This is a genomic window from Micromonospora sp. NPDC005979, assembly GCF_040614415.1.
Classification (GTDB): domain Bacteria; phylum Actinomycetota; class Actinomycetes; order Mycobacteriales; family Micromonosporaceae; genus Micromonospora.
Window position 1 is genome coordinate 63,678 of record NZ_JBEXUR010000004.1, and the last position, 14,958, is coordinate 78,635.

Annotated in this window: 16 protein-coding genes; 6 read left to right on the plus strand and 10 right to left on the minus strand. The window is 73.6% G+C overall.

What is annotated here, in order from left to right; translation table 11 throughout:
• Positions 1-92: 92 nt before the first annotated feature.
• On the minus strand, positions 93-1,847 hold the full coding sequence (locus ABZ272_RS09190) for a DEDD exonuclease domain-containing protein (protein WP_355049390.1): 1,755 nt from the start codon (positions 1,845-1,847) through the stop codon (positions 93-95).
• 127 nt (positions 1,848-1,974) lie between these two features.
• Between ABZ272_RS09190 and ABZ272_RS09195 the strand changes: the two genes are divergently transcribed.
• Complete coding sequence (locus ABZ272_RS09195) at positions 1,975-3,405, plus strand: NYN domain-containing protein (RefSeq protein ID WP_355049391.1); 1,431 nt, start codon at positions 1,975-1,977, stop codon at positions 3,403-3,405.
• A 28-nt stretch (positions 3,406-3,433) separates the two neighbouring features.
• Here the strand turns inward: ABZ272_RS09195 and ABZ272_RS09200 are convergent, their stop codons facing one another.
• Positions 3,434-3,706 (minus strand): hypothetical protein, encoded by a 273-nt coding sequence (locus ABZ272_RS09200; protein WP_355049392.1) that lies wholly within the window; start codon positions 3,704-3,706, stop codon positions 3,434-3,436.
• Positions 3,707-4,010: 304 nt separating this feature from the next.
• Between ABZ272_RS09200 and ABZ272_RS09205 the strand changes: the two genes are divergently transcribed.
• Positions 4,011-4,424 (plus strand): hypothetical protein, encoded by a 414-nt coding sequence (locus tag ABZ272_RS09205; protein WP_355049393.1) that lies wholly within the window; start codon positions 4,011-4,013, stop codon positions 4,422-4,424.
• Positions 4,425-4,473: 49 nt separating this feature from the next.
• Here the strand turns inward: ABZ272_RS09205 and ABZ272_RS09210 are convergent, their stop codons facing one another.
• Positions 4,474-4,806: a hypothetical protein gene (locus ABZ272_RS09210; RefSeq protein ID WP_355049394.1), complete on the minus strand. Its 333-nt coding sequence runs from the start codon at positions 4,804-4,806 to the stop codon at positions 4,474-4,476.
• 23 nt (positions 4,807-4,829) lie between these two features.
• The gene (locus tag ABZ272_RS09215; RefSeq protein WP_355049395.1) at positions 4,830-5,222 is read right to left on the minus strand and encodes a hypothetical protein; all 393 of its coding nucleotides are present in this window, start codon (positions 5,220-5,222) and stop codon (positions 4,830-4,832) included.
• Positions 5,223-5,581: 359 nt separating this feature from the next.
• On the opposite strand from ABZ272_RS09215, the gene ABZ272_RS09220 reads away from it, so the two are divergent.
• From ABZ272_RS09220 to ABZ272_RS09235, 4 genes are all read left to right on the plus strand, one after another.
• On the plus strand, positions 5,582-5,851 hold the full coding sequence (locus ABZ272_RS09220) for a hypothetical protein (protein WP_355049396.1): 270 nt from the start codon (positions 5,582-5,584) through the stop codon (positions 5,849-5,851).
• Between the two features lie 111 nt (positions 5,852-5,962).
• On the plus strand, positions 5,963-6,121 hold the full coding sequence (locus ABZ272_RS09225) for a hypothetical protein (RefSeq protein WP_355049397.1): 159 nt from the start codon (positions 5,963-5,965) through the stop codon (positions 6,119-6,121).
• Complete coding sequence (locus ABZ272_RS09230) at positions 6,118-7,377, plus strand: M48 family metallopeptidase (RefSeq protein WP_355049398.1); 1,260 nt, start codon at positions 6,118-6,120, stop codon at positions 7,375-7,377. The genes ABZ272_RS09225 and ABZ272_RS09230 overlap by 4 nt, the downstream gene beginning before the upstream one ends.
• Positions 7,374-8,498, plus strand: coding sequence for a glycosyltransferase family 4 protein (locus ABZ272_RS09235; protein WP_355049399.1), 1,125 nt, complete (start codon positions 7,374-7,376; stop codon positions 8,496-8,498). Before ABZ272_RS09230 ends, ABZ272_RS09235 begins: the two co-directional genes overlap by 4 nt.
• Positions 8,499-8,515: 17 nt before the next feature.
• On the opposite strand, the gene ABZ272_RS09240 is transcribed toward ABZ272_RS09235, so the two are convergent.
• The 6 genes from ABZ272_RS09240 to ABZ272_RS09265 all read right to left on the minus strand — a co-directional run bounded on the left by ABZ272_RS09240 (position 8,516) and on the right by ABZ272_RS09265 (position 14,946).
• Positions 8,516-9,172 carry a lysophospholipid acyltransferase family protein gene (locus ABZ272_RS09240; protein ID WP_355049400.1) on the minus strand — a complete coding sequence of 219 codons (657 nt, stop codon included), beginning with the start codon at positions 9,170-9,172 and terminating at the stop codon, positions 8,516-8,518.
• Positions 9,173-9,184: 12 nt separating this feature from the next.
• Complete coding sequence (locus ABZ272_RS09245) at positions 9,185-9,769, minus strand: TetR/AcrR family transcriptional regulator (RefSeq protein WP_355049401.1); 585 nt, start codon at positions 9,767-9,769, stop codon at positions 9,185-9,187.
• 71 nt (positions 9,770-9,840) lie between these two features.
• Entirely contained in the window at positions 9,841-11,499 is a 1,659-nt protein-coding gene (locus ABZ272_RS09250; protein ID WP_355049611.1) for an EAL domain-containing protein, read from the minus strand.
• A gap of 79 nt (positions 11,500-11,578) precedes the next feature.
• Positions 11,579-12,388 carry an SAM-dependent methyltransferase gene (locus tag ABZ272_RS09255; protein ID WP_355049402.1) on the minus strand — a complete coding sequence of 270 codons (810 nt, stop codon included), beginning with the start codon at positions 12,386-12,388 and terminating at the stop codon, positions 11,579-11,581.
• Positions 12,389-12,578: 190 nt separating this feature from the next.
• Complete coding sequence (locus ABZ272_RS09260) at positions 12,579-13,247, minus strand: response regulator transcription factor (protein ID WP_007072219.1); 669 nt, start codon at positions 13,245-13,247, stop codon at positions 12,579-12,581.
• Positions 13,248-13,254: 7 nt separating this feature from the next.
• Positions 13,255-14,946 carry a GAF domain-containing sensor histidine kinase gene (locus ABZ272_RS09265; RefSeq protein ID WP_355049403.1) on the minus strand — a complete coding sequence of 564 codons (1,692 nt, stop codon included), beginning with the start codon at positions 14,944-14,946 and terminating at the stop codon, positions 13,255-13,257.
• Between the last annotated feature and the right edge of the window lie 12 nt (positions 14,947-14,958).

Below are 14,958 nucleotides of genomic sequence, written 5' to 3' on the forward strand. Positions count from 1 at the left end.
GGACCCGGTGAACGGAGCAGGCCCACGAAACGGGCAGGACTGCACTTCCTTAACAGCCTAAGCGAGTCGACGTAGTCCGATCGGTCAGTTGGTCATGAGCGTTCGGTCGAGAGTTGGTGCGACGCCCCGCTCTCGGCCTTCGCCAGCAGGTCACGGAAGCGCCCCGCGCCGCCCGCCGGGGAAGACCAACCGGACGACATCTCGACCAACCGGGTCTCCGGCCGCTCCAACCAGGACAGGATGCGCTCGGACTCCTCGGCGGTGGCCGACGGCACCGGCCCGTGCCCACCCGACACCGTCTCGGCCGTGGCCCGGATGACGTTCAGCGTGGGTCTCGGGTGGACGCCCGGCGGGGACACCCCGGCGCCGGCCAGCCGACCGTGGCGTACCAGGGCCAGCTCCCAGCCGCCCTGGGCGGCCGGTCGGGCCGCCGCCAGCTCGGCGATCCCGGTCAGCGCCGCCAACCGCTGCATCCGCACCGTGGCGCGCAGCACCGCGGCCAGCCGGTACCGCACCACGGCGGCCTCCTCGTAGCGCTGGTCGGCCGCGAGCACGTCGATCCGGGCCAGCAGCGCGTCCACCACCGGCCGAGGGTCGCTCGTGGTGGCCGTCCGGAACGGTTCGACGGCTCTGTCGTCGTACTCCTCGGGGGTGATCCGGTGCTCGCAGGGCGCCGGGCAGCGACCCAGCTCGGCCAGCGCGCAGGCCGGCGTGACGGTGCGCAGCGAGAGCCGGTGCGTGCACTGGCGCAGCGGGACCGCGTCGTGGAAGGCGGCGGCGGCCAGTTCCGCGGCCCGCCGGGAGGTGAACGGCCCGAGGTAGGCGGTGTCGGTGGGGGAGATGTCGCGCACGATCGACAGCCGGGGGTACGGCCCGTCGGTCAGCTTGAGCCAGACCATCCGCTCCGGGTACTTCGACCGCCTGTTGTACGGAGGGGCGTGCGCGGCGATCAGCCGCAGCTCGCGAACCTCCGCCTCCAACGAGTGCGCGCACTCCACGGCCTCGACCCGCTCGGCCGCGGCCAGCATCTCGGAGATCCGGGCGCGCTTCTCGCCGGCGGTGAAGTAGCTGCGCACCCGGGTGGCGATGTCGCCCGAGGTGCCGACGTAGAGCGGCCGGTCGTCGGCGGCCCGGAAGATGTAGACCCCCGGGACCCGGGGCAGCCCCTCGGCCAGGTGCCGCTTGCGGCGCTGCGTCGGCGTGACCGCCCGGGCGAACTCGATGGCGTCGCCGACGGTGTCGACGCGGTGCCCGCCGAGGCGACCGATCAGACCGTGCAGCACGTCGACGGTGGCCTTGGCATCGTCCAACGCCCGGTGGGTGGGCTGGGTGGCGGTGCGGAAGTACGCCGCCAGAGTGCCGAGCTTGCGGTTGGGCACCTCGTCGCGGGTCAGCACCCGCCGGGCCAGCGCCGCCGTGTCCAGCACGCGGGGGTTCGGCCAGCGGTAGCCGTGCCGGGCGCAGGCGGCCTTGAGGAAACCCACGTCGTACGGAGCGTTGTGGGCCACCAGCACGGCGTCGGCGATGAACTCCAGGAAGCTGGGCAGCACCTCCTCGATCGGCGGGGCCGGCAGCAGCATGGCCTGGGTGATCCCGGTCAGCACGGTGATGAACGGCGGGATCGGCTGCCCCGGGTTGACCAGGGTGGCCAGCACCCCCAGCTCCTCGCCGCCGCGCACCTTGACCGCGCCGATCTCGGTGATCCCGCCGCCGTCCGGCGCGCCGCCGGTGGTCTCCAGGTCGACCACCACGAAGGTGGTCGCGTACAGCGGCAGGGCCGGGTCCACCCCGCCCACCGCCGGGTCGAGACCGGCCAGTGACTCCTGGACGTACTCCGCCTGTGCCATCGGCGGCACGCTAGCGCCCCGGTCCGACACTCCCGTCGCAGAGGTCCCAGCAGCCACCATGGGGCTAGGATGAGAGATCGGCTCACTCACCAGGCGGTGGGCCCGCCAGCGGTGGGAGACTTGCCACATGCCCCTCGCCGAGCCGCACGACGACCACCTCCCGCAGGAGGATCCGGTCGCCCGCGACGGCGCGGTGAGCGATCCGGACGCCGGTGACAATCCCCCCGATTCGGGCGGTGATCCGACGATCGAGCCGGAGCCGACGCTGCCCGAGCCGGTCCGGCAACGGATCGTGGCGCTGACCGCCGCCGTGCTGCCCAGCCTCCCCTCCGACGAGGTGCCGGTGCCGCTGCGGCGGGTGGCCAAGTTCGCCCCCAACCGGCGCGCCCGTCTCGGCGCTCCGGCCATCGCCGCCCAGCTCACCGCCGACCCGCTGTTCCGGCAGCGGGTCACCGCCCGGGTGCTGGCCGACGCCGGTGACCTCGGGGCGGCCGTGGTCGAGGGCACCGCGCCGGCCGCTGCCGACCCGGTCGAGGTGGCCGCACTGGCGTACCTGGTCCGGCCGCGCGGCTGGCGGGCGCTGATCGACGCCAGCGGCGCCGCGGTCCGCGCCGAGGCGGACAGCGCCGTCGTCGCCGAGCTGGTCCGCGAGGCCGAGCAGCGGGCCACCCGTGCCGAACACGACCGTGCGGTGGCCCGGGTCGAGGCCGACAAGCTCCGCGACGAGCTGGCCCGGGTCCGCGAGGAGCTCGGCCAGCTCCGGGAGGAGTCCCGTCAGCTGGCCCGCACCCTTCGCGAGACGCAGGCCCGCGAGCGCAAGGCCAGCGAACTTCTCGCCACCGAACGCGGCCGGGCCGCGCGCGCCAGCGCGGACGTCGACGCCGAGCTACGCCGCGCCCGCGCCCGGCTCGCCGAGGCGGAGGCCGCCGCCGGCGTGGCCCGGGCCAGCGCCAAGGAGGCCCGCTCGGTCGACGACGCCCGCCTCTGGCTGCTGCTGGAGACCATCGGTCAGGCCGCCGTCGGGCTGCGCCGGGAGCTGGCGCTCGACCCGGTCGACAAGCTCCCCGCCGACTTCGTCGCCGACGCGTTCGCCGAGCAGCCCGGTACCGCCCCGGCGGGCCCGGCCGCGCGCGCCCGCGACACCGACGACCCGGCCCGGCTCGACCAGCTGCTCGCCCTGCCCCGGGCGCACCTCGTGGTGGACGGCTACAACGTCACCAAGCGCGGCTTCGGCGAGATGTCGCTGGAGCAGCAGCGCAAGCGCCTCATCAGCGGACTGGGCGGCATCGCCGCGCAGACCGGCGACGAGGTCACCGTCGTGTTCGACGGCGCCGAGCGGATGCACGGGCTGCCGCCCGCCCCGCGCGGCGTACGGGTGCTCTTCTCCCGCAAGGGCGAGACCGCCGACGAGCTGATCCGACGCCTGGTCCGCGCCGAGCCGGCGGGGCGTCCGGTCGTCGTGGTCTCGTCGGACCGCGAGGTCGCCGACGGGGTACGCCGGCACGGCGCGTACCCGCTGGGGGCCGACTCGCTGCTGCGCCGCCTCGCCCGCTCCTGACCGCACGTCGGAGGTCGCCGCGGGCGCGCTATCCGGAGAAGCGGTCACCGATGCGGATGCGGTCGTAGCGGGTCTTCGGCACGCACGACTTCCTGCTTCGGCCGCTGTCGGTCACGTAGGTGATCCGGTAGCAGGTTCGCAGGCGGCAGTTCTGGCCGTTGCGGTTGCAGGCCGTCGTGGAGACCAGGTCCTTGCCGGAGACCGTTCCGTCGGTGTCGCCGCCCACCCACGTCGTGATCAACCCGATCAGCACGGCGAGAGCGCAGGCGATCCCTGCCACCACGATGACGGAACGCTTCATCGCGCTGGTCCTCCGGCGCGGCAGCGTCTCGCCCGGACACTCAGGCGGACGGCGGTCATCCTCGTCAGCGATCTCGATGACCCCCGACCGTACTGCCTACCCCCGCTGGTCACGGCCCCACGGTAGGAGGGCTCGGCAAGGCGGGGCGCCGGCCGGGAGCGCCGTTCGGGCGGCGTCCAGGTGCCGACCATGGCCGGGTCGTCGGGGTGGGCAAGAATTTGGCGAGGTTCCGGCAGGTCCGGTGCGTGACGGTGTCCGCATCCGCCCGGCACCGCCGGGCACCGGACGAAGGCAGGCGAACGACATGGGAAAAAGACTGCTGGGCACCATCCTCGGCACGGTCGTCACACTGGCGGCGCTCCTGGTCGCGCCGGCAGCGGCCCAGGCGGCCTCGGGGGGCGGCTGCACCGGGGCCTACCCGATCAGCTCGTGCATCTCGTACCAGGGCTCCAACCAGACCGTGGTGGGTGACTTCTACATGAACGCCACCCCGGACGGGTCCCGGTGCACGGCGTACCTCCAGCTGCGGACCAGCAACAACGGCAACACCTCCTGGATCTACTACGACCTCAACCGGACCGGCCGGTTCGGGCCGATCAGCCGCAACGTCAACGTGATGAACAACTTCAAGGGCTCCGCCGTGGCGGTAGTCGAGGTCTACACGTGCAGCGGAGCGTTTCACGGCACCTACACCAGCCCTCGGGTGTACTACCCGTGACGTACGGATCCGGCCGCTGGCGCGTCAGCGCCAGCGGCCGGATCGCGGGTCAGACGCAGCGGGAGACCGACGGGTTCGGGTCGTGGCCGGTGTACATGTAGTCACCGGCGAGCATGCCGCTCGCGTTGCCGTAGAAGGCGTTGTACCACACGGTGTCGCCGTTGACCGACGATCCGGTCGCCCAGCAGTTCAGGTAGACCGACTGGCCCTTGGGGATCGTGAGGATGACCGAGCACTGCGAGTTGTTCAGCCACTGGCAGTAGCGCAGGTTCAGGTCCGTCTTCGTCGTGAAGTAACCACCGGCGAACGCCGGGGTGGCGACCAGGCCGACCGTTGCGGTCACCGCGACCGCGCAGGCGGCCAGGAGACGTCGTGGATTCATGTCGTCAACCTCCGGTGGGCGGATCAGTAGGAGCAGTACGGGGAGTCCATGATGTCGATGGCGACCGCGTAGCCGTACGGCTCGAGGTAGGCCAGCTCGTCCGGCGCGACGCAGACCCAGTCGCCGTTGGAGTAGAAGATCTTCGCGCCGTCGTCGTTGCGGCTGTTGTAGACCCAGTCCGCGCCCCTGCTGCGCGACCCGAGGGTCTGGTAGTAGGTGTCCTGGAACGACGCGGTCGGCGGATTGCCGTTGTACGGGTTCCCGGTCACCCAGAAGCAGACGCGGGGGTAGTTGCAGCCGAGACCCGAGGTGGCCTGCGCCGGTGTGGCGACGAGCCCGCCCGCGGCCGTCGTGACGCCCGCGAGGAGCGCGACGGCGGTAAGCCGGGAGCGTGTGGTCGAAGATGGTCCGCGCATGTCGAAGCCTCCGTTGAGTCAGGGTGGGTGCGACCCGTTCCGTTCGGCCCGGACCGACGGCCAGGGCTGGGGCCTCGCCCGGCGTAGCCCGGACGTAGCACCACGATCGCAGTGACCTGGATCGACGGAACAGGCGCTTGACCGGCAGTTGACCGGCGATTCGCTTGGTGCGCCCGCGCGAGGTCGGCGATGTCGGGCTGTCCGACCGTGCGGGATACCCCGATTTCGCTGATCTGGAGTCGATCTAGCCCTCAACGGGCGGTTCTGTCGTACCCGGTGGATAACGTCGATGTGACCGACGGTGCTCGGGTGGCGACGACAGGGTGTCGGCCGCGCATCGCGAGCGATCAGGAGGCGTGATGCTCATCGACTGCGACGGGTGCGCGAAGCGGGCCGACGGCTGCTCCGGCTGCCCGCTGACCGCCCTGTTCGACGACACGTCCCCGGCGGCCGGGCTGGTCGCCGCCGAGGTCGAGGCGATCGAGGTGTTCGCCCGGGCCGGCTTCGACGTCGAGGTGCTGGCCGCTCCCGCCCAGCCCGGCGCTCCCGTTCGGCCCGACGCTCCCGTTCGGCCCGGTGCTCCCGCCCGGCCCGGCGCCGGCGCGCGCCGGGTCCGCCGGGTGGCCTGAGCCCTCGCGCCGGGGCCATCCGGTGGCCGGGTCGGCGACGTGCGTCACCGGCCCCGAAGCGGGCTTTTCGCGGGCCATAGGATGGGCGGTCACGGCGGGAGGAGCGGCGGGATGAGCGGGGTACGACGCGAGCACGGCGGGCCCGTCGGTGCCCCGCGCGCCGGCGCCGGGTGGCGGTGGCGCGGCCGCGCGCGCCGACACGACGCCACCGCGTGCCGGCGTGATCATGCCCGGGCGCTGGGCGTGGTGGCCACGGCGGTGCCCCGGTGAGCCCGCGCGGCTGGGCGTTGTTGACGTTGGCCGGGTTGACGGTGGCCCTGCTGGTGACCGTCGCCGTGTTCGTCCCCTGGCACCGGCCTCCGGCTCCCCGTGCCGACCAACTCGCCGCGCTGCGGGACCTACCGGCCGAGCAAGTGGCCCGGGGTCGTGAGTTCCGCGCGGCGCTGCGTCCCGGCGGCTACGCCGCGCTCGCCGTGGGGCTGCTCATCGCCGTCGCGCTGGGGCTCACCCCGCTGGGCAGTCGCCTGGTCGAGCTGGTGGGCCGGCCCTTCGGGGGGCACTGGATCGCCCAGGCGGTGCTCGGCGGCCTCGCCGTGGTGCTCGTCGCCGACCTGCTCACCCTCCCGTTCTCCGCCTGGCGGCAGACCGTCCTGACCCGCTACGGGCTCAGCACCAACGGATGGAGTGGCTGGGCCGTCGACCTGCTCAAGTCGTACGCCGTGAGCGCCGTGATCGGTGCGGTGGCGCTCTTCGGCTTCTACCTGGTCATCCGGCTCGCGCCGCGGTGGTGGTGGGCGCTCGGCGCGGCGGGCGCGGCCCTGCTGGTGGTGCTGCTGTCGTTCGTGCTGCCGGTGCTCGTGGAGCCGGTGTTCAACAAGTTCACCCCGATGGAGCAGGGTGCGCTGCGCACCGAGCTGATGAGCATGGCCGCCCGCGACGGGGTGCCGGTGCGCGACGTGCTCGTCGCCGACGCCTCCCGGCGGACCACGGCGGTCAACGCGTACGTCTCCGGCCTCGGCCCGACCCGCCGGGTGGTCGTCTACGACACGCTGCTGCGCGAGGCCGACCCCGCCGAGGTGACGGCCGTGGTGGCGCACGAGCTGGGCCATGCGAAGGACTCCGACGTGGCGGTGGGCACGCTGACCGGGGCGCTGGGTGTCGCCGCCGCGGTGGTGGCCCTCTACCTGCTCGGCTCGTGGGGGCTGCTCCTGCGGTTGGCCGGCGTCGACTCGATCGCCCATCCACGCGCGTTTCCGCTGGTGATCGCCCTGGTCACGGTGGCTGGTCTGGTCGCCACCCCGGTGCAGGCGCTGGTGTCGCGGCGGGTGGAGGCGCGGGCCGACGCGCACGCGCTCGCGCTCACCGGCGACCCGGCGGCCTTCGAGTCGATGCAGCGCCGTCTCGGCACGGTCAACCTGGGAGACCCCGACCCGCCGCGGTGGGAATACCTCTACTCGGCCTCGCATCCGTCCACCGTGGAGCGGATGGCCGCCGCCCGCGCGTACGCCCGGGAGGCACGCCGATGAGCCGCACCTTGCTGATCACGAACGACTTTCCGCCCCGCCCGGGTGGCATCCAGTCCTTCGTGCACAACCTCGCCGTGCGTCAGCCGGCGGGGTCGGTGGTCGTCTACGCGTCGAGCTGGCGCGGTGCGGAGAAGTTCGACGCCGACCAGCCGTTCGAGGTGATCCGGGAACGCACCCGGGTGCTCCTGCCCACCCCGCTGATCGCCCGGCGTGCCGCCCGGCTCGCCCGCGCGTACGACTGCGACACGGTGTGGTTCGGCGCGGCGGCCCCGCTGGGGTTGCTCGCCGCCGGTCTGCGCCGGCGTGCGGGCGTACGCCGGGTGGTGGCGCAGACCCACGGCCACGAGGTGGGCTGGGCGGCGCTGCCGGCCGCGCGGCCGGCGTTGCGGCGCATCGGGCGTGGTGTCGACGTGACCACCTACCTCGGCGAGTACACGCGCGCCCGGCTCGCCCGGGTGCTGGCCGGGGTGACCGACCTGCGACGGCTCGCGCCGGGCGTGGACGTGGACGCCTACCACCCGTCGGTGGACGGCGAGCCGGTCCGGGCCCGGTTGGGGCTGACCGACCGGCCAGTGGTGGTCTGCGTGTCGCGTCTCGTGCCGCGCAAGGGCCAGGACATGCTGATCCGGGCACTGCCGGAGATCCGCCGCCGGGTGCCCGACGCGGCGCTGCTGATCGTCGGCGGCGGGCCGTACCGGGCCACCCTGGAGAAGCTGGCCCGCCAGACCGGCGTCGAGCGGGACGTCGTCTTCACCGGCTCGGTGCCGGCGGCCGACCTGCCCGCGCACTACGCGGCCGGCGACGTCTACGCCATGCCCTGCCGTACCCGCAACCGCGGCCTGGACGTGGAGGGGCTGGGCATCGTCTACCTGGAGGCGTCCGCGACCGGCCTGCCGGTGGTGGCCGGCGACTCCGGCGGCGCGCCCGACGCGGTCCGGGAGGGCGAGACCGGGTACGTGGTCCGTGGCCGGGACGTCGCGCAGCTCGCCGACCGGGTCGCCCGGCTGCTCGGCGACCGGGATCTGGCCCGCCAACTCGGTGCGGCCGGCCGGGCGTGGGTGGAGCGGGAGTGGCGCTGGGAGGCGCAGGCGCAGCGGATGGCGGCCCTGTTGGCCGGCTGACCGTCGCCGCCGCTGCTTCAGGGTCGGGCCTGCCGGGGCGGGGCGTAGCTGGGGACGTACTCCTGGTCGGTGAGCCCTTGGATCGCGGCCATCACCTCGTCGGTGATGGCCCGGATGTCGCGCGGCCCGGTGATGCGGCCGGCGACCGGGATCGCCGGGCCGAAGCGCAGGGCGACCGGGTGCCGGCGGGGGATTCGCGCGTCGACCGGCAACACCTCGGCGGTGCCGAGTACGCCGACCGGGATGATCGGCACCTCGGCGTCGCGGGCCAACCGGGTCATTCCGGTGCGGCCGCGGTAGAGCCGCCCGTCGGGGGAGCGGGTGCCCTCCGGGAAGATGGCGACGAGACCGCCGGCGCGCAACACCGGCACGGCCGCGTCGAAGGCCGTGAGAGCGGCCCGGCCGCCGGCCCGTTCGACGCGGATGGCGCCCATGCCGGCCACGACGTGCCGGCTGAGCCAGCTGCCGGTGAAGTACTCGGCCTTGGCCCAGAACGTCACGTGTCGGGGTGTCAGGCAGGCGAGGACCACCTGGTCGGCGACGGACAGGTGGTTGCTGGCGAGGATCGCCCCGCCTCGGCGGGGCAGGTGCTCCAGCCCTTGGACGCGGGGTCGCCAGCCCAGTCGCAGGGCTGAGCCGACGGTCAGTTTGCCGAGGTCGTACAGCAGGGGCACGTCTTCTCCCGTTCAGTTCCGCGCGGGGCCGAGGTGCGCGTCGAGCGCGGCCCGCAGCACGGTGTCGTCGTCGCGGTCGCCGGTGGCCAGCGGCAGGCTGCCCCAGGCCCAGAGCTGGGCGATGCCGTGCAGGTTGGCCCAGAGCGCGCCGGCCACCACCGGCGCGGGCGGTGCGGTCGGCCGGCGTGTCTGGGCAACCAGGTCGGTCAGGAGGGTGAACAGCGGCAGGCTCGTCTCGCGCAGCCGCAGACGGCTGCTGGCCAGCAGGTCGTGGCGGAACATCAGCTCGAACATGCCGCGGTGCCCGGCGGCGAAGTCCAGGTACGTCCGGGCCAGCGCGACCAGTCGGGTACGCGGCTCCGCGCCGGCCGCGTGCATCGTCCGCTCCACCCGGGCGGTGAGGTCGGCGAAGCCCTCCCGGGCGATGGCCGAGAGCAGGTCGACGTGGGTGGGGAAGTAGCGGCGCGGGGCGCCGTGCGACACACCCGCCCGACGGGCGATCTCCCGCAGGGACACGGCGGACTGGCCCTCACGCAGCACGAGGTCGACTCCGGCCGCCACCAGCCGGTCCCGGACTCCGGCCTCCTCCACGGTCATAGACACTGTCTACCAGTTCGCCGTAGACATTGTCTACGCCCGTGGGCGATGGTGCGGGCGCCCGTGCCGGGTCAGCGGATGCGGGCCAGGATGCGGTCGGCAGGGGCCGGGCGCCCGAAGTGCCAGCCCTGGGCGGCGTCGCAGCCGATCGCCCGCAGCCGCTCGGCCTGCCCGGCGGTCTCCACCCCCTCGGCGGTCACCGTGAGGTCGAGCGCGTGCGCCAGCGACACCAGCGAGGCGAGGATCCGCTCGTCGGTACGCCCCACCGCCGGCGACCGCAGGCCAGCCACGAACTCGCCGGCCACCTTCAGCTCGGTGACGGGCAGATCCCGCAGGTACGCCAGGTTGCTGTAGCCGGTGCCGAAGTCGTCGATGGCGATGCGTACGCCCAGGTCGGCCAGCAGCCGTAGCGCCCGGACGGGCTCCTTGGCGCTGCTCATCATCGTGCTCTCGGTGATCTCCAACTGGAGTCGTTCGGGCGGCAGGCCGGTCTGGCTCAGCAACGTACGGACCTCCGCCACCAGGCCGGGCCGGTGCACCTGCCGGACGGCCAGGTTGACGCTCACGAACGGCGCCTGCGCGCCGCCCGACGACCACGCCTCCGCCTCCCGGCACGCCTCGGCGAGCACCCACCCGCCCAGTTGCACGATCAGACCGGTCTCCTCGGCCAGCGCGATGAAGCTGTCCGGCCGTAGGACGCCCAGCTCCGGGTGTCGCCACCGGACCAGCGCCTCCACACCGAGCAGTCGGCCGTCGCGCAGCGAGGTCAGGGGCTGGTAGTCGAGATAGAACTCGCCCCGCTCCAGCGCGGCCGGGATGGCCGCCGACAGGGCGTACCGGGCCAGCTCGCGGCGGTTGCGCTCGGCGTCGTAGAGCGCCCAGCGCGCCCCTCCGGCCGACTTCGCCCAGTGCAGGGTGCTGTCGGCGGCCCGCATCAGGTCACTCGGGTTGGAACCCGCCACCTGCCGCTCGACGATGCCGACGCTCGCCGTGACCTGAAGCTCGTGCCCGTCGACCACCGCCGGGGTCCGGACCGCGGCCAGAGCGCTCTCGGCGACCTCCACGACCGCGTCGGTGCCGCCCGCGCCCTCCACCAGGATAACGAACTCGTCCCCACCGAGGCGGGCCACCAGATGCTCACCGAGGGACTGGCGCAGCCGGTCGGCCACCGTGGTCAGCAACCGGTCGCCGACCTGGTGTCCCAGCGTGTCGTTGACCACCTTGAAGCGGTCCAGGTCGAGGAAGCACACCCCGACGCGCTGGGCGCCCCGGCCCGGCTCGTTGAGCGCGGCGGTGAGCCGCTCGGTGAACAGCGTCCGGTTGGGCAGACCCGTGAGCGGGTCGTGGGTGGCCTGGTGGCGGAACCGCGCCTCGCTGGCCCGCAGCGCCCGTTCGGCCTGCGTACGCGCCATCATGGCGGCCCGGCGGATGGACTCCTGCTCATCGAGCGTGCGGTCCCGCAGCGCGCGGGCGTAACCGGTCGCCACGGCGGCCAGGAGTCGGGCCATCCGGTCCTCGACGTCCTCGGACACCAGTCCCAGGTCCCGCACGAGCCGAAGCTGGATCACCTCGACGGTACGGCCCAGTCCCTCGGCGGACGCGATGTGCGCGGCGACCAACTCCGCACCGACCCGGTGCCCGGCCCGCAGGTCGAACGGCTCGGCGAGCAGCGCCTGGGCCAACTGACCGGCGAGCCTCTGCAACAGGGCCTCGAGCTGGGCCTGTGTCATCGGTAGGTAGCTCGTGCCAGAGACCGCCTTGGCCCAGGCGCGGGCGAAGGTGCCGGGGCGGGTGACCGCCGAGGGCGGCTCAGTCACCGAGTCGCCCGACGCCGCCCATGAAGACCGCCCGCTCGGCGTCCTCCGCGCTCTCGGGGGTGTCCGGTCGCCACTGTGGCACCCAGACGACGCCCGGATCGACCAGCTCGAACCCGTCGAAGAGGGCGGTCAACTCGGCCCGGTTGCGAATGGTGAGCGGGCTGTCGGTGCGCCGGTAGACGCGTTCGGCCTCGGCGCGCTCCTCCCCGGCGCGGCCGTCGTCGCTGGCCTGCGACAACACCAGGTAGCTGCCGGGCGCCAACGCGTCCCGAAGCGTCGCCAGCAACTCCGCCGGCCGGTCGTCGTCGGGGACGAAGTGCAGGACGGCCACGATCATCACCGCCACCGGCTGGCTGAGGTCGAGCAGCCGGCGCGTGTCGGGGTGCGCCAGGATCCGCTCCGGGTGCCGCAGGTCCTCCTGGACGATCGTCGCCCGGTCGTTGCCGGCCAGGATCTCCCGGCTGTGCGCCACCGCGACCGGGTCGACGTCCACGTAGACCACCCGCGACGCCGGGTCGATCCGCTGGGCGATCTCGTGCACGTTGCCGACCGTGGGGATGCCCGAGCCGATGTCCAGGAACTGGCGTACGCCGGCCTCGGCGAGGTGGTGGACCGCCCGGCGCAGGAACGCCCGGTTGGCCTGCGCGGCCAGCGGCGCCTCCGGTACGGCCGCCACCATCGCCTGCGCGGCGGCCCGGTCGGCGGCGAAGTTGTGCGATCCGCCGAGGTAGTAGTCGTACATCCGGGCGACGCTCGGGCGCTCGATGTCGATGGTGTCGGGCGCCCAGTCCGGCCGCTGCATGCGCTCACCCCTTGAGTCCACGACGCGGACGTCATCGCCCGCGCGCGTATTCTGCCCCCGCGGTACCCGCCAGACCATAGCGTGCCCGTCCACTCGTCGCGGACGTCGGTCGATACGCGAAGGTCCGCGCCGGCGGCGAGCCGGCGCGGACCTTCGGTTACGGGATTCCGCTCGACGAACGGGCGCGCGTTCAGAACTTCGGCGCGTCCGGCGCTTCGAGCAGGCCGAGTCGCAGCGCGGTCATCAGGGCCTGGGCCCGGTTGGCGGCGCCGAGCTTCTCGTAGAGCTTGGAGATGTGCGTCTTCGCCGTGGACTCGCTGACGAACAGCTGCTTGGCGATGCCCGCCACGCTCATCCCGTCGGCGAGCAGCCGCAGCACCTGACCCTCACGCGGGGAGAGCTGCGGGCCGGAGGGGGCGAGCCGACGCTTCATCGCCTCGGCCAGGTCGGCGGCGGTGAACGCGCTCGGCGACGAGGCGGCGTGCCGCGCGGCGGCCACGACCTCGTCGGCCGGGGCGGTCTTGGGCACGAAGGCGCTCGCCCCGGCCTCCAGGGCGCCGAAGAGCTGGTCGTCGCCGGCGTACATGGTCAGCACCACGATGCCCATCGACGCGCTGGACTTGCGCAGCGCGCGGGTGGCCTCCAGGCCGCTGCCGTCGGGCAGCCGCAGATCCATGATCACCACATCCGGCTGGAGGGCGCCGGCCTGGCGTACCCCCTCTGCCGCGGTCGCGGCCTCGCCGACGACCTCGAACTGACGGTCGCGCTCGAAGGCGTGCCGCAGGCCCTTACGAATCAGGTCATGATCGTCGACAAGGAGAACCTTGGTGCGGGTGGCCGGTGTCGGACTTGTGGTCATCCTCGGGTTACTCCCCTTCTGGTGCTGCGCTGTCACGCACGTTATCGCGCCGGGCCGAGGTGCCGAGAACCACCGCCACGGTCGTGCCGCTGGGTTGCCGCGGCCTGATCTCCAACCGGCCCCGGATACGTTCCGCCCTCTCGGCCATGATCGCAAGACCGTACCGCCCGTCGGGGCGCTGGTCAGCCATCCCCTGACCGTCATCCGACACTTCTATTTGCGCGTACGGGGGGTCGACCTCACAGGTGACCCACAAATTGGACGCTCCGGCGTGCTTGCGGGCGTTGGTCACGGCCTCCTGCGCGATGCGCAGCAACTCGGCCTCGGTGGCGGCCGGCAGGCGGGCCGTGGACTCGTCCAGCGACAGGTGCACCCGCAACCCGCCCGATGCGCCGACGGTGCGGGCGTACTCGGCGATCGCCGCGGCCAGCCCGCCCTGCCGGTCCACCTCGCTGCGCAGCTCGAAGAGGCTCAGCCGCAGCTCCTGGATCACCCGGGTCACCTCGGCGCGCAGCGTCCGCAGGGCCTCGGCCGTCTCGTCCGCGTCGTCGAAGACGGTGGCCATGGCGTTGTCGATGCCGTAGCCGACCATCACCAACTCTTGCGCCACCCCGTCGTGGATCTCCCGGGCCAGCCGCTGGCGCTCCTCGTTGGTGGCCAGCGACCGGACCTCGTCGAACAGCAGCGCCGCCTCCAGCCGCAGCGCGGCGGGCCGGGTCAACCCGGTCACCCGGGACACGACCGGCGGCGGGTACGCCTGCGCGACATCGGCCTCCAGCACCACCAGCCCCACCGTGCGTACCCCCGCGACCAGCGGGACGATCAGCGCGGACACGTCCGGACCCCGGTGCGAGCGGGACTGCGAGCGGGCGGCGGTGGTGGCCTGCTGACTGGCCCAGGCGTCGGCGATGGCCGAGTCCGCGTCCAGCGTCGTCTCCCAGTCCACCCGGTCCGCCCCGGCCTGGGCGAGGACCACGAGCCGGCCGCCGCCGCTGGCGGACAGCACCGCGCCCCGGTCCGCCCGGGCCACCGTGCGCAGCTCGTCGATCAGGTGCTCGGAGATGCCCCCCGGGTCCAGGGTCGCCCCGGGCAGTTGCCGGGCCACCGTCCGCAGTTGGGTCAACAGCCGGGTGGCCTCGGCGTACGGCTGGGGCTTGCCGTCGGCGCGTACGGCCATCACCCGGTGCAGCGTGCCGGCGGCGTAGAGCCCGAGCGCGGCCAGGATCAACCACTGCGCGCAGACCGCGAGGTAGCCCACCTGGCCGAGTTGACGTTCCCCGTCGACCTCGGTCAGCGCGCCGCTGACCAGCAGCGTGCCGGCGGTCACCGCGAGCAGCGCCGCGCCCTCGCGGAAACGGCGGCGCAGCGCGGTGACGGTCACCGGCACCGCCAGGTAGGGCAGCACGGCGGAGGCGCCCAGCCCGTCGACCGTGCCGCCGATCGACGCGACCGCGGCGACCTGGCTCGCGGCCAGCCCCAGCACCACCACCTCGGCCACCCGGCTCAGCGGCCCGACCAGCCGGTGCTGCGGTGCGAGCAGGGAGGGCAGCCCGGCGACCGCCAGCAGCGCGATCCACCACAGCTGAGTGACGTCGCGGGTGGCGAACAGGGTCAGGATCGCGACCAGCGCCAGCATCACCAGGCGGGCGGCCGCGGCGAGAGGATGCGGGTGTGGGGCGGCGGTTGTGGATGCGGGCACGTGACGGATCGT